The sequence below is a fragment of the Lysobacter daejeonensis GH1-9 genome (genome assembly GCF_000768355.1).
Lineage (GTDB): Bacteria > Pseudomonadota > Gammaproteobacteria > Xanthomonadales > Xanthomonadaceae > Aerolutibacter > Aerolutibacter daejeonensis.
Genome location: NZ_AVPU01000043.1, coordinates 1 through 15,033 on the forward strand (window position 1 = coordinate 1; position 15,033 = coordinate 15,033).

The window sequence follows — 15,033 nt, forward strand, 5'->3', positions numbered from 1 at the left end:
CGCAGCCTTTCTGGCGCCGCCAATCTGGCTGTTCCCGGCAAGTCGTGCCGTCCGATCCTGTCGGGCCGTGCCCTGCAGTGACGCCAAAACCCTGCTATCATGTGCGGCTCGCTCTCCCGGGCAGGTCGCCGTGGGAGTTGCAGCCGCCGCTTGGCGGCTGCCTGTGCAAGCAAAACGTGATGTCGGGACACGTGATTTTCCCGGCGCGATGGGGAGCCTGACGTCCAGGCGTTCGCACCCGGAGACAGAAAAATGGCTAAGAAAGTAGTCGGTTACATCAAGTTGCAGGTCAAGGCCGGTCAGGCCAACCCGTCGCCGCCGGTTGGTCCGGCCCTGGGTCAGCGCGGCCTGAACATCATGGAGTTCTGCAAGGCGTTCAACGCCGCGACCTCCAAGCTCGAGCCGGGTCTGCCGACCCCGGTCATCATCACGGCCTACTCGGACCGTACCTTCACCTTCGTCACCAAGTCGACCCCGGCCACGGTGCTGCTGAAGAAGGCTGCCGGCATCACCTCCGGTTCCAAGCGCCCGAACACCGAGAAGGTGGGCAAGGTCACCCGCGCCCAGCTCGAAGCCATCGCCCAGCAGAAGGAAGCCGACCTGACGGCGGCCGATCTCGAAGCGGCGGTGAAGACGATTGCGGGTTCCGCCCGCAGCATGGGTCTGGTGGTGGAGGGTTAAGACATGGCAATGACCAAGCGCGAAAAGGCCATCAAGGCCGCCGTTGTCCCGGGCAAGTCGTACGCCTTCGAGGACGCGATCAAGATCATCAAGACCGCCACCAAGGCCAAGTTCGTCGAGTCCGTCGACGTCGCCGTGCGCCTGGGCGTGGACGCCAAGAAGTCCGACCAGCAGGTCCGTGGTTCGACCGTGCTGCCCGCCGGTACCGGCAAGTCCGTGCGCGTGGCGGTGTTCGCCCCGGCCGGTGCCAAGGCTGACGAAGCCCTGGCCGCTGGCGCCGAGGCCGTCGGCATGGACGACCTGGCCGAGAAGATGCAGGCCGGCGACCTGAACTACGACGTGGTCATCGCCACCCCGGACGCCATGCGCGTCGTCGGTAAGCTCGGTACCGTCCTGGGCCCGCGCGGCCTGATGCCGAACCCGAAGGTCGGCACCGTGTCCCCGAACCCGGGCGAAGCGGTGAAGAACGCGAAGGGTGGCCAGGTCCGTTACCGCACCGACAAGGCCGGCATCATCCACTGCACCATCGGCAAGGCGGACTTCGAAGACGGCAAGCTGAAGGACAACCTGCAGGCCCTGCTGGCTGACCTGATCAAGGCAAAGCCGGCGACCTCGAAGGGTCAGTACCTGCAGAAGGTGTCGATCAGCTCGACCATGGGTCCTGGCATCACCGTCGACCAGTCGTCGCTGAACCTGAAGTAATTCATTTCATTCCGCTCCGTTCGCGGGGCGGGTCGGGTCGGGGGCAACCCCGGTCCATGTTTTTGAGGGCACCGCTCCGGCTCCGGTCGGGGCGGCCGCCGTCAAAGACCGCAGGTGCGGTCAGCGCCTACCGGCGACGGGCACGGAAGCTCGACATGGCAGGGAATCGCCGTCGGTGGAAGCGGGGCTGCTTAATCCGGACCTCCGGGTCGACCTGCGTAGATGGTGCCTTCTGGAAAATCTTTCTGGAGTGGCCACCACCGGGATGCCGAAAGGCATCCCCGACGCCACGGACTGGTGTCGCCCAGGACCGCACGCGGCAGGAGCCGTAAGCGGAATTCAATTGGAGGAGTGCAATGGCTCTCAATCTGTCCCAGAAGCAAGATGTAGTCGCAGAGGTGGCTGAAATCGCCGCCAAGGCGCACTCCTTGGTCGCAGCCGAGTACGCGGGCACCACGGTCAGCCAGATGACCGCGATGCGCAAGAAGGCTCGCGAAACCGGCGTGTACTTGAAGGTTGTCAAGAACACGCTGGCGTCGCGCGCCGTGGCCGGTACCGAGTTCGAGGTCGTCCAGGACGCCCTGACCGGTCCGCTGCTGTACGCGTTCTCGCTGGAAGAACCCGGCGCTGCCGGTCGTCTGATCAAGGAAGCCGCCAAGGGCAACGACAAGCTCAAGCCGCGCCTCGTGTCGGTGGAAGGCAAGCTGCTGCCGGCCGAGCACGTCGAAGTGCTGGCGTCGCTGCCGACCCGCGAACAGGCCCTGGCCATGCTGGCCCGCGTCCTGGCCGAGCCGGCCACGATGTTCGCCCGTGCCGTCAAGGCGATCGCCGACAAGCAGGGTGGTGGCGAAGCCGCCCCCGCCGAAGCTGCCGCCGAAGCCTGATTCGCGACCGCGACTCAACTAATCGATTCGTAAGATCAATTTTCCAGAGGTAATTACAATGTCCCTGTCCAACGAGCAGATCGTCGACGCCATCGCCGCCAAGTCGCTGATGGAAGTGATGGAGCTGGTGAAGGCCATCGAAGAGAAGTTCGGCGTCACCGCCGCCGCCCCGGTCATGGTCGCCGGCCCGGCCGCCGCCGCTGCCCCGGTTGAAGAGCAGACCGAGTTCAACGTCATCCTGAAGGATGCCGGCGCCAAGAAGGTCGAGGTCATCAAGGCCGTTCGCGCCATCACGGGCCTGGGCCTGAAGGAAGCCAAGGACCTGGCCGAGGCCGGTGGCGTGGTGAAGGAAGGCGCTTCGAAGGAAGACGCCGACAAGTTCAAGAAGGAACTCGAGGCCGCCGGCGCGACCGTCGAGCTGAAGTAAGCAGTACTTGCGTCGCCGGCCACCACTGGCGACCACCCAAGGCTGGGGCCGCAAGGCCCCGGCCTTTGGCCGTTGTTGAAGTCCTGCGATCGGGCGTGCCCGGCGGCAGGCAGGAAACCCAACCGAGTTGGTAGTTGGAAGCAGCAGCAGAAGGCGTGCGGGTGCCGGCAATACCCGCGGCTTCCAACTGACAGTTCTTCGTTCCCCCAGGGTCGCGGACGCGCGGCCCGCCCGAGGTCCGCCACAGCGGCCCTCGTACAACAAAACCGAGGCGGTAGCTCCCCATGACGACGTACTCGTTCACCGAAAAGAAGCGCATCCGCAAGGATTTCGGCAAGCGCCGGTCCATCCTTGAAGTGCCCTTCCTGCTGGCCATCCAGGTCGACTCGTACCGCGAGTTCCTGCAGGAGAACAAGGATCCGGCCAAGCGCGACGACAAGGGCCTCCACGCCGCCCTCAAGTCGGTCTTCCCGATCGCCAGCTACAGCGGCAATGCCGCGCTGGAATACGTCGGCTACAAGCTCGGCGAGCCCGCCTTCGACGAACGCGAGTGCCGCAACCGCGGCCTGTCGTACGGCGCCCCGCTGCGCGTGACCGTGCGCCTGGTGATCTACGACCGCGAGTCGAGCACCAAGGCCATCAAGTACGTGAAGGAGCAGGAAGTCTACATGGGCGAGATTCCGCTCATGACCGACAACGGCACCTTCATCGTCAACGGTACCGAGCGCGTCATCGTCTCGCAGCTGCACCGCTCGCCGGGCGTGTTCTTCGACCACGACCGTGGCAAGACCCACAGCTCGGGCAAGCTGCTGTACAGCGCGCGCATCATTCCTTACCGCGGCTCGTGGCTGGACTTCGAGTTCGACCCGAAGGATGGCCTGTTCACCCGTATCGACCGTCGCCGCAAGCTGCCGGTGACCGTGCTCCTGCGCGCCCTCGGTTACACCAACGAGGAGATGCTGCGCGAGTTCTTCGAGGTCAACACCTTCCACATCGATCCGCAGGAAGGCGTCCAGCTGGAGCTGGTGCCGGAGCGCCTGCGTGGCGAAACCCTGGACTTCGACCTGGCCGATGGCGACAAGGTCATCGTCGAGGCCGGCCGCCGCATCACCGCGCGCCACACCAAGCAGCTGGAGGCCGCCGGCATCGCCGCGTTGGCCGTGCCGGACAGCTACCTGGTCGGCCGCATCCTGTCGCATGACGTGGTCGACGCCAACACCGGCGAGCTGCTGGCCAATGCCAACGACGAGATCACCGAGGACCAGCTGGCCAAGTTCCGCAAGGCCGGCGTGGCGTCGGTCGGCACCCTGTGGGTGAACGACCTCGACCGCGGTCCGTACATCTCCAACACCCTGCGGATCGATGCGACCAAGACCCAGCTCGACGCGCTGGTCGAGATCTACCGCATGATGCGCCCGGGCGAGCCGCCCACCAAGGACGCCGCGCAGAACCTGTTCCATAACCTGTTCTTCACCTTCGAGCGCTACGACCTGTCGGCCGTGGGTCGCATGAAGTTCAACCGCCGCCTGGGTCGCAAGGAGACCGAGGGCGCGTCGGTGCTGTACGACAGCAAGTACTTCGCCGACCGCAAGGACGAAGAGTCCGCGCGCCTGCGCGAGCAGTGCACCGGTTCGGACATCCTGGATGTGATCAAGGTCCTGACCGAGATCCGCAACGGCCGTGGCGTGGTGGACGACATCGACCACCTGGGCAACCGTCGCGTGCGCTCGGTGGGTGAAATGGCCGAGAACGTGTTCCGCGTGGGCCTGGTCCGCGTCGAGCGCGCGGTCAAGGAGCGCCTGTCGATGGCCGAGTCCGAAGGCCTGACCCCGCAGGAGCTGATCAACGCCAAGCCCGTTGCGGCCGCGATCAAGGAGTTCTTCGGCTCCTCGCAGCTGTCGCAGTTCATGGACCAGAACAATCCGCTGTCGGAAGTGACGCACAAGCGTCGCGTTTCGGCCCTCGGCCCGGGCGGCCTGACCCGTGAGCGCGCCGGCTTCGAAGTGCGCGACGTGCACCCGACGCACTACGGCCGCGTCTGCACCATCGAGACGCCGGAAGGCCCGAACATCGGCCTGATCAACTCGCTGGCGGTGTTCGCCCGCACCAACCGCTACGGCTTCCTCGAGACGCCGTACCGCAAGGTCGTGGACGGCCGCGTCACCGACGACGTCGAGTACCTGTCGGCGATCGAAGAGAACGAGTACGTCATCGCCCAGGCCAACGCGCCGCAGGACGAGAAGGGCGTGATGACCTCGCAGTTCGTGAACTGCCGCTTCCAGGGTGAAAACCTGCTGAAGCCGCCGAGCGAGATCCACTTCATGGACGTCTCGCCGATGCAGACCGTGTCGGTCGCGGCCGCGCTGGTACCGTTCCTGGAGCACGACGACGCCAACCGCGCACTGATGGGCGCGAACATGCAGCGCCAGGCCGTGCCGACGCTGAAGTCGCAGAAGCCGCTGGTCGGTACCGGCATCGAGCGCGCCGTGGCGCGCGACTCGGGCGTGACCGTGAACGCCAAGCGTGGTGGCGTGATCGAGCAGATCGACGCGGGCCGCATCGTGGTCAAGGTCAACGAGAGCGAGATCTCGGGCGAGACCGACGCCGGCGTCGACATCTACAACCTGATCAAGTACACCCGTTCCAACCAGAACACCTGCATCAACCAGACTCCGCTGGTGAAGGTCGGTGACGTGGTGGCGCGTGGCGACGTGCTGGCCGACGGCCCATCGACCGACATCGGCGAGCTGGCCCTGGGCCAGAACATGCTGATCGCGTTCATGCCGTGGAACGGCTACAACTTCGAAGACTCGATCCTGCTGTCCGAGCGCGTGGTGAAGGAAGATCGTTACACCACGATCCACATCGAAGAGCTGACCGTCCAGGCGCGTGACACGAAGCTGGGGCCGGAGGAGATCTCCGCCGACATCCCGAACGTGTCCGAGCAGGCGCTGAACCGCCTCGACCAGTCCGGCGTGGTGTACATCGGTGCGGAAGTCCGCGCAGGCGACATCCTGGTCGGCAAGGTCACGCCGAAGGGCGAGAGCCAGCTGACTCCGGAAGAGAAGCTGCTGCGTGCGATCTTCGGTGAGAAGGCCTCCGACGTTAAGGACAGCTCGCTGCGCGTGCCCCCGGGCATGGACGGCGTGGTCATCGACGTGCAGGTCTTCACCCGCGACGGCATCGAGAAGGACGCCCGCGCGCGCCAGATCGAAGAGAGCGAGATCAAGCGCGTCAAGAAGGACTTCGACGACCAGTACCGCATCCTCGAGGCCGCCATCTACGACCGCCTGCGCTCGCAGTTGGTGGGCAAGGTGGCCAACGGTGGTGCCGGCCTGAAGAAGGGCGAAACCGTCACCTCGCTGGTGCTTGACGGCCTGTCCAAGAAGGACTGGTTCGGCCTGCGCATGAAGGACGACGACGCCATCGAGGCGATCGAGCGCGCGCAGAAGCAGATCGACGTCCACAAGGACGAGTTCGAGAAGCGCTTCGCCGACAAGCGCGCCAAGATCATGCAGGGCGACGACCTCGCCCCGGGCGTGCTGAAGATGGTCAAGGTGTTCCTGGCCGTGAAGCGCCGTATCCAGCCGGGCGACAAGATGGCGGGCCGCCACGGCAACAAGGGCGTGGTGTCCAACATCGTGCCGGTGCAGGACATGCCGTACATGGCCGACGGCCAGACCGTCGACATCGTGCTGAACCCGCTGGGCGTGCCTTCGCGTATGAACATCGGCCAGGTGCTGGAAGTGCATCTGGGCTGGGCCGCCAAGGGCCTGGGCCAGAAGATCCAGCGCATGCTCGAGGCCCAGACCAAGGTCGCCGAACTGCGCAAGTTCCTCGACGAGATCTACAACCACGACCGCAAGCTGCACGGCGAGCGCGTTGACCTGACCCAGTTCTCCGACGAGGAGCTGCTGGTGCTGGCCAACAACCTCACCGACGGCGTGCCGATGGCGACCCCGGTGTTCGACGGTGCGGCCGAGGCCGAGATCAAGCGCATGCTGGAGCTCGCCGACCTGCCGACCAGCGGCCAGACCACGCTGTACGACGGTCGCACCGGCGAGGCATTCGACCGCAAGGTGACGGTGGGCTACATGCACATGCTGAAGCTCAACCACCTGGTGGACGACAAGATGCACGCCCGCTCGACCGGTCCGTACTCGCTCGTCACCCAGCAGCCGCTGGGCGGCAAGGCGCAGTTCGGCGGCCAGCGCTTCGGTGAAATGGAAGTCTGGGCGCTGGAAGCCTACGGCGCGGCCTACACCCTGCAGGAAATGCTGACGGTGAAGTCCGACGACGTGCAGGGCCGCAACCAGATGTACAAGAACATCGTCGACGGCGAGTACGAGATGGTCGCCGGCATGCCGGAGTCCTTCAACGTGCTGGTGAAGGAAATCCGCTCGCTCGCGATCAACATGGAGCTGGAAGAGAACTGATCCGGGGGCAGGGGAGTGCAGCGTGACGCGCGCTCCCCTGGCCACGCAGTCGGTAATCCACAGCCCCTCGACGAATTCCTCCGGACTGGAGAAAAGAAATGAAAGATTTGCTGAACCTGTTCAACCAGCAGCGACCGGCGCTCGACTTCGACGCCATCAAGATCGCACTGGCATCGCCGGACCTGATCCGTTCGTGGTCCTTCGGCGAAGTCAAGAAGCCGGAAACCATCAACTACCGCACCTTCAAGCCGGAGCGTGACGGCCTGTTCTGCGCCGCCATCTTCGGACCGATCAAGGACTACGAGTGCCTGTGCGGCAAGTACAAGCGCATGAAGCACCGCGGCGTGGTCTGCGAGAAGTGCGGCACCGAGGTCACGCTGGCCAAGGTGCGCCGCGAGCGCATGGGCCACATCGACCTGGCATCGCCGGTCGCGCACATCTGGTTCCTGAAGTCGCTGCCGTCGCGCATCGGCCTGATGCTGGACATGACCCTGCGTGACATCGAGCGCATCCTGTACTTCGAAGCCTACGTGGTGACGGAGCCGGGCCTGACCCCGCTCGAGCGCGGCAACCTGCTGACCGAAGAGCAGTACATGCAGGCCCGCCAGGAGCACGGCGACGACTTCGAGGCCGCGATGGGCGCCGAGGCGGTCTACGACCTGCTGCGCACCATCGACCTGCAGTCGGAGATGGTCACCCTGAAGGAGGAGATCGCCTCCACCGGTTCGGAGACCAAGCTCAAGCGCCTCACCAAGCGCATCAAGCTGGTCGAGGCCTTCCTCGAGTCCGGCAACCGTCCGGAGTGGATGGTCATGACCGTGCTGCCGGTGCTGCCGCCGGACCTGCGTCCGCTGGTCCCGCTGGACGGCGGCCGCTTCGCGACCTCCGACCTGAACGACCTGTACCGCCGCGTCATCAACCGCAACAACCGCCTGCGTCGCCTGCTGGAGCTCAACGCCCCGGACATCATCGTGCGCAACGAAAAGCGCATGCTGCAGGAATCGGTCGACGCGCTGATGGACAACGGCCGCCGCGGCCGCGCCATCACCGGCACCAACAAGCGCCCGCTCAAGTCGCTGGCCGACATGATCAAGGGCAAGCAGGGTCGCTTCCGCCAGAACCTGCTCGGCAAGCGCGTCGACTACTCGGGCCGTTCGGTCATCGTGGTTGGTCCGTACCTCAAGCTGCACCAGTGCGGCCTGCCGAAGAAGATGGCGCTGGAGCTGTTCAAGCCGTTCATCTTCGCCAAGCTGCAGCGTCGCGGCCTGGCCACCACGATCAAGGCCGCCAAGAAGCTGGTCGAGCGTGAAGAGGCCGAGGTGTGGGACATCCTCGAAGAGGTGATCCGCGAGCACCCGGTGCTGCTGAACCGCGCCCCGACCCTGCACCGCCTCGGCATCCAGGCGTTCGAGCCGGTGCTGATCGAAGGCAAGGCGATCCAGTTGCATCCGCTCGTGTGTACGGCGTTCAACGCCGACTTCGACGGTGACCAGATGGCCGTGCACGTGCCGCTCTCGCTGGAAGCCCAGCTGGAAGCGCGCGCGCTGATGATGGCGTCCAACAACATCCTGTCGCCGGCCAACGGCGAGCCGATCATCGTGCCGTCGCAGGACGTGGTGTTGGGCCTGTACTACATGACCCGCCAGCTCGTCGGCAAGAAGGGCGAGGGCATGGTGTTCGCCAACGTCGCCGAAGTGAAGCGCGCGTACGACACCAACGACCATGACGGCAAGCGCGTCATCGAGCTGCATGCCGGCATCAAGGTGCGCATCACCGAGCGCGTGAAGAACGAGGACGGCACCTTCGAGCAGAAGACCTCCATCGTCGACACCACCGTCGGCCGCGCCCTGCTGCGCGAGATCCTGCCGGAGGGGCTGCCGTTCGCGCTGGCCAACGTCGAGCTGACCAAGAAGAACATCAGCCGCCTGATCAACTCCTGCTATCGCATGCTCGGCCTGAAGGACACCGTGGTGTTCGCCGACAAGCTGATGTACACCGGCTTCGCGTTCGCAACGCGTGCCGGCGTGTCCATCGGCATCGACGACATGACCATCCCGGACGAGAAGAAGGACATCCTGGCCGAGGCGGAAGCCGAGGTGCTGGAAATCCAGGAGCAGTACCAGTCGGGCCTGGTCACCGCAGGCGAGCGCTACAACAAGGTGGTCGACATCTGGTCGCGCACCAACGAGCGCGTGGCCAAGGCGATGATGGACACCATCGGCACCGAGAAGGTCGAGAACGCCAAGGGCGAGGTCGTCGACCAGAAGTCGATGAACTCGATCTACATCATGGCTGACTCCGGCGCGCGTGGTTCGCAGGCGCAGATCCGCCAGCTGGCCGGCATGCGCGGCCTGATGGCCAAGCCGGACGGCTCGATCATCGAAACGCCGATCACCTCGAACTTCCGCGAGGGCCTGAACGTCCAGCAGTACTTCATCTCGACCCACGGTGCCCGTAAGGGCCTGGCGGATACCGCGCTGAAGACCGCGAACTCCGGTTACCTGACCCGTCGCCTGGTCGACGTGGCGCAGGACGTGGTGATCACCGAAACCGACTGCGGCACGGTCGAAGGCCTGATGATGACCCCGATCGTCGAAGGCGGCGACGTGGTCGAACCGCTGCGCGACCGCGTGCTGGGCCGCGTCGTGGCCGAGGACGTGTTCCTGCCGGGCAACGACGAGGATCCGATCGTCACCCGCAACACGCTGCTCGACGAAGCCTGGGTGCAGAAGCTGGAAGACGCCAGCGTGCAGGCCATCAAGGTCCGCTCGACCATCACCTGCGAAAGCTCGTTCGGCGTGTGCTCGCACTGCTACGGTCGCGACCTCGGCCGCGGCCACCTGGTCAACCACGGTGAAGCGGTCGGCGTCGTTGCCGCGCAGTCGATCGGTGAGCCGGGTACCCAGCTGACCATGCGTACGTTCCACATCGGTGGTGCGGCTTCGCGTGCGGCTGCCATCGACAACGTGACGGTCAAGACCACCGGTTCGATCAAGTACAACAACCTCAAGTTCGTCGAGCACAACCAGGGCCACCGCGTGGCCGTGTCGCGCTCGGGTGAACTGTCGGTCCTCGATCCGCATGGTCGCGAGCGCGAGCGCTACAAGCTGCCGTACGGTGCCACCGTCAGCGTCAAGGACGGTGCCGAGATCAAGGCTGGCCAGACCGTGGCCAACTGGGATCCGCACAACCACCCGATCGTGTCGGAAGTCGCCGGTTTCATCCGCTTCATCGACTTTGTCGATGGCGTGACCGTGATCGAGAAGACCGACGAACTGACCGGCCTGGCCTCGCGCGAGATCACCGATCCGAAGCGTCGTGGTTCGGCGGCGAAGGACCTGCGCCCGATCGTCCGCATCGTCGACAAGGCGGGCAAGGACCTGCAGATCCCGGGTACCGACCTGCCGGCTCAGTACCTGCTGCCGCCGCGCTCGATCGTCAACCTGCAGGACGGCGCCCCGGTGGGCGTGGGTGACGTGGTCGCCAAGATCCCGCAGGAAGCGTCCAAGACCCGCGACATCACCGGTGGTCTGCCGCGCGTGGCCGACCTGTTCGAAGCCCGCAAGCCGAAGGACCCGGCGGTGCTGGCCGAGCGTTCGGGTATCGTCAGCTTCGGCAAGGACACCAAGGGCAAGCAGCGCCTGATCATCCGTGACACGGATGGCAACGAGCACGAAGAGCTGATCCCCAAGTACCGCCAGATCATCGTGTTCGAAGGCGAGCACGTGGAGAAGGGCGAGACCGTGGTGGACGGCGAGCCGAGCCCGCAGGACATCCTGCGCCTGCTGGGTGTCGAGCCGCTGGCGGTGTACCTGACCAAGGAAATCCAGGACGTCTACCGTCTGCAGGGCGTGAAGATCAACGACAAGCACATCGAGGTGATCGTTCGCCAGATGCTGCGCAAGGTCGAGATCACCGAGCAGGGCGACAGCAAGTTCCTGCACGGCGAGCAGGTCGAGCGCCAGCGCCTGGTCGAGGAGAACGCCCGCGTGCTGGGCCGCAACGAGATGCCGGCGAAGTACGATCCGGTCCTGCTGGGCATCACCAAGGCCTCGCTGGCGACCGAGTCGTTCATCTCGGCGGCCTCGTTCCAGGAGACCACCCGCGTGTTGACCGAGGCGGCCGTCCGCGGTACCCGCGACAACCTGCGCGGCCTGAAGGAAAACGTGATCGTGGGTCGCCTGATCCCGGCGGGTACCGGCCTGGCGTACCACAGCCAGCGCCGCAAGAACGCCTCGGGCCTGACCGACTCCGAGCTTGAGGTGTTGGCGGGTCCGGCCGTGACCGAGGTGGCCGAGGCCGCCGATGTCGCGGGCGAGGATTCCACGGCCGAGTAAAACCGGGTACAATCCCGGCGTTAACCCGGGCGGTGCCTTAATGCACCGCCCCAGATCACCAAATGAGGTCGCAGGAAGCGCCTCGTGTTGGGCCCAGGACGGGCGGGATCGCAGATTTTCCGGTGGCCGGCCTTTCGGGGCTGGCGTCCGGATACTGGTTTAGTCCGCGTTGACGGTAACGTCCGACGCGGGCTATACTTTTTCGTCTCGGTTGGCCGGAAGCATCCGGCTGGCCGTTCGTTTTTCCCGCGGAGGCCTTCCCGGCCCCTCACCACAAGAGCTCCAGATGGCGACTATCAATCAGCTGGTGCGCAAGCCGCGCAACCCTGAAACCTACAAGAGCGCTTCCCCGGCGCTGGCGAACTGCCCGCAGCGTCGTGGCGTTTGCACCCGCGTGTACACCACCACCCCGAAGAAGCCGAACTCGGCTATGCGCAAGGTGGCCAAGGTGCGTCTGACCAACGGTTACGAAGTCATTTCGTACATCGGCGGCGAAGGCCACAACCTGCAGGAGCACTCGGTGGTGCTGATCCGCGGCGGTCGTGTGAAGGACCTGCCGGGCGTGCGCTACCACACCGTGCGCGGCTCGCTCGACGCCGCCGGTGTCGCCAAGCGTCGCCAGCGTCGCTCCAAGTACGGCGCCAAGCGTCCGAAGTCCTAAGCGACGGCTCCCACAGCGCGGTCCGTTCCGGCGGGCTGCCCGATCAAGATTTGACGAAAGGTACGCAACATGTCGCGTAAAGGCTCCACCCCCCAGCGTTCGGTCCTGCCCGATCCCAAGCACGGCAGCGAGACGATCGCCCGCTTCATCAACATGGTCATGCAGAGCGGCAAGAAGTCGATCGCTGAAAAGATCGTCTACGGCGCCATGGACGTGATCGGCGAGAAGAACCCGAACGCCCTTGAGCTGGTTGAGAAGGCGCTCGGCAACGTGTCGCCGTCGGTCGAGGTCAAGTCCCGCCGCGTCGGCGGCGCGACCTACCAGGTTCCGGTCGAAGTGCGTTCGTCGCGCCGCATGGCGCTGGCAATGCGCTGGCTGATCGAGTCGGCCCGCAAGCGTGGCGAGAACAGCATGCCGCGCAAGCTGGCTGCAGAGCTGATCGACGCTTCGGAAAACCGCGGCGGCGCGATCAAGAAGCGCGAAGAAACCCACCGCATGGCGGACGCGAACAAGGCGTTCGCGCACTACCGCTGGTGATGGACCGCCCCGCAGGCTGAGAAGTCGCGGGGCGCCCACGGCGCAGAAGCGCTGACGCGGCGGCATTACGCCGTCACGCGAACCGGAGGCCGCCCCCGAGGCGGCATCCGGCCATCTGGAATTCACAAAACTTACGAGAGGGTCCCGTGGCTCGCACCACTCCCATCGAGCGTTACCGCAACTTCGGCATCATGGCCCACATCGATGCCGGCAAGACCACCACGTCGGAACGCATCCTGTTCTACACCGGCGTCAGCCACAAGATCGGCGAAGTGCACGAAGGTGCCGCGACGATGGACTGGATGGAGCAGGAGCAGGAGCGCGGCATCACCATCACTTCCGCGGCCACCACGGCCTTCTGGAAGGGCATGGACAAGTCGCTGCCCGAGCACCGCTTCAACATCATCGACACCCCGGGCCACGTTGACTTCACCATCGAAGTCGAGCGTTCGCTGCGCGTGCTCGACGGCGCGGTGTTCGTGCTGTGCGCCGTGGGCGGCGTGCAGCCGCAGTCGGAGACCGTGTGGCGCCAGGCCAACAAGTACTCCGTGCCGCGCATGGCGTTCGTCAACAAGATGGACCGCACCGGTGCCAACTTCGACAAGGTCGTCGAGCAGCTGAAGTCGCGCCTGGGCGCGTACGCTGTCCCGATGCAGGTGCCGATCGGCGCCGAAGACGGCTTCGAAGGCGTGGTCGACCTGTTGAAGATGAAGGCCATCCACTGGGATGTCGCTTCGCAGGGCACCACCTTCGAATACCGCGACATCCCGGCGGATCTGCAGGCCAAGGCCGAAGAGGCCCGCGGTTTCATGGTCGAGGCCGCCGCCGAGGCGTCCGAGGCGCTGATGGACAAGTACCTCAACGAGGGCGAGCTGTCCGAAGCCGAGATCATCGCCGGCCTGCGTGAGCGCACCCTGCGCGTGGAGATCGTGCCGGTCTTCTGCGGTACCGCGTTCAAGAACAAGGGCGTGCAGGCCATGCTCGACGGCGTGATCAACCTGCTGCCGTCGCCGGCCGACCGTCCGCCGGTCCAGGGCATCGACGAGGACGAGAAGGAAGACACCCGCAAGGCGTCCGACACCGAGCCGTTCTCGGCGCTGGCGTTCAAGATCATGACCGACCCGTTCGTCGGTTCGCTGACCTTCTTCCGCGTCTACTCGGGCGTGCTCAACTCCGGCGACCAGGTGTACAACCCGGTCAAGTCGAAGAAGGAGCGCGTGGGCCGCATCCTGCAGATGCACGCCAACCAGCGCGACGAGATCAAGGAAGTGCGCGCCGGCGACATCGCCGCGGCCGTGGGCCTGAAGGACGTCACCACCGGTGACACCCTGTGCGCCCAGGACCACATCATCACCCTGGAGCGCATGGTGTTCCCGGAGCCGGTGATCTCGATGGCGGTCGAGCCGAAGACCAAGTCGGATCAGGAAAAGATGGGTATCGCCCTCGGCCGTCTGGCCCAGGAAGACCCCTCGTTCCGCGTGCGCACCGACGAGGAGTCGGGCCAGACCATCATCGCCGGCATGGGCGAGCTGCACCTGGACATCATCGTCGACCGCATGAAGCGCGAGTTCAACGTTGAAGCCAACGTCGGCAAGCCGCAGGTGGCGTACCGCGAGACGATCCGCAAGTCGGACGTCAAGTCGGACTACAAGCACTCCAAGCAGTCCGGTGGTAAGGGTCAGTACGGTCACGTCGTGATCGAGCTGTCGCCGATGACCGAAGCCGACAAGGCCAACCCGGATGTCGAGAACGACTTCCTGTTCGTCAACGACATCACCGGCGGCGTGATTCCGAAGGAATTCATCCCGGCGGTCGAGAAGGGCCTGCGCGAGACCATCACCAGCGGTCCGCTGGCCGGCTTCCCGGTCGTGGGCGTCAAGTGCAAGCTCGTGTTCGGTTCGTACCACGACGTCGACTCGTCGGAAATGGCGTTCAAGCTCGCCTCGTCGATGGCGTTCAAGCAGGGCTTCGCCAAGGCGGATCCGGTGCTGCTTGAGCCGATGATGAAGGTCGAGATCGTCACCCCCGAGGAATACGTCGGTGACGTGATGGGCGACGTGAGCCGCCGCCGTGGCCTGCTGCAGGGCCAGGACGACAGCCCGTCGGGCAAGATCATCGCCGCGATGGTTCCGCTGGGTGAAATGTTCGGCTACGCGACTTCGCTGCGTTCGATGTCGCAGGGCCGCGCGACGTTCTCGATGGAATTCGACCATTACGCCGAAGCGCCGACCAACATCGCCGAAGCGGTCATCAAGAAGGGCTGAGACCGGGCCGGCTGATGCCGGCCATGGCTCTACCAAGAATCAACAGTTTCCAAAATTAGAGGTATAGGACAATGGCAAAGGGTAAGTTCGAGCGCACCAAGCCG

At 65.1% G+C, this 15,033-nt stretch carries 9 protein-coding genes; all 9 read left to right on the forward strand.

Annotated features, from left to right (window positions below):
- Positions 1-252: 252 nt before the first annotated feature.
- The 9 genes from rplK to fusA all read left to right on the forward strand — a co-directional run bounded on the left by rplK (position 253) and on the right by fusA (position 14,929).
- Entirely contained in the window at positions 253-681 is a 429-nt protein-coding gene (rplK, locus tag N800_RS14140) for a 50S ribosomal protein L11 (RefSeq protein WP_036140052.1), read from the forward strand.
- 3 nt (positions 682-684) lie between these two features.
- Entirely contained in the window at positions 685-1,383 is a 699-nt protein-coding gene (gene rplA, locus N800_RS14145) for a 50S ribosomal protein L1 (protein WP_036140055.1), read from the forward strand.
- A gap of 356 nt (positions 1,384-1,739) precedes the next feature.
- Positions 1,740-2,267 (forward strand): 50S ribosomal protein L10, encoded by a 528-nt coding sequence (gene rplJ, locus N800_RS14150; RefSeq protein ID WP_036140058.1) that lies wholly within the window; start codon positions 1,740-1,742, stop codon positions 2,265-2,267.
- Positions 2,268-2,325: 58 nt separating this feature from the next.
- On the forward strand, positions 2,326-2,694 hold the full coding sequence (gene rplL, locus N800_RS14155) for a 50S ribosomal protein L7/L12 (RefSeq protein ID WP_036140062.1): 369 nt from the start codon (positions 2,326-2,328) through the stop codon (positions 2,692-2,694).
- Between the two features lie 284 nt (positions 2,695-2,978).
- Positions 2,979-7,130 (forward strand): DNA-directed RNA polymerase subunit beta, encoded by a 4,152-nt coding sequence (gene rpoB / locus N800_RS14160; protein ID WP_036140065.1) that lies wholly within the window; start codon positions 2,979-2,981, stop codon positions 7,128-7,130.
- Positions 7,131-7,228: 98 nt separating this feature from the next.
- Positions 7,229-11,467 (forward strand): DNA-directed RNA polymerase subunit beta', encoded by a 4,239-nt coding sequence (gene rpoC, locus N800_RS14165; RefSeq protein ID WP_036140067.1) that lies wholly within the window; start codon positions 7,229-7,231, stop codon positions 11,465-11,467.
- Between the two features lie 286 nt (positions 11,468-11,753).
- Positions 11,754-12,128 (forward strand): 30S ribosomal protein S12, encoded by a 375-nt coding sequence (rpsL, locus tag N800_RS14170; RefSeq protein WP_036140069.1) that lies wholly within the window; start codon positions 11,754-11,756, stop codon positions 12,126-12,128.
- Between the two features lie 69 nt (positions 12,129-12,197).
- Positions 12,198-12,665 (forward strand): 30S ribosomal protein S7, encoded by a 468-nt coding sequence (gene rpsG, locus N800_RS14175; RefSeq protein ID WP_036140071.1) that lies wholly within the window; start codon positions 12,198-12,200, stop codon positions 12,663-12,665.
- A 146-nt stretch (positions 12,666-12,811) separates the two neighbouring features.
- Positions 12,812-14,929: an elongation factor G gene (gene fusA, locus N800_RS14180; protein WP_036140073.1), complete on the forward strand. Its 2,118-nt coding sequence runs from the start codon at positions 12,812-12,814 to the stop codon at positions 14,927-14,929.
- Positions 14,930-15,033: the final 104 nt, after the last annotated feature.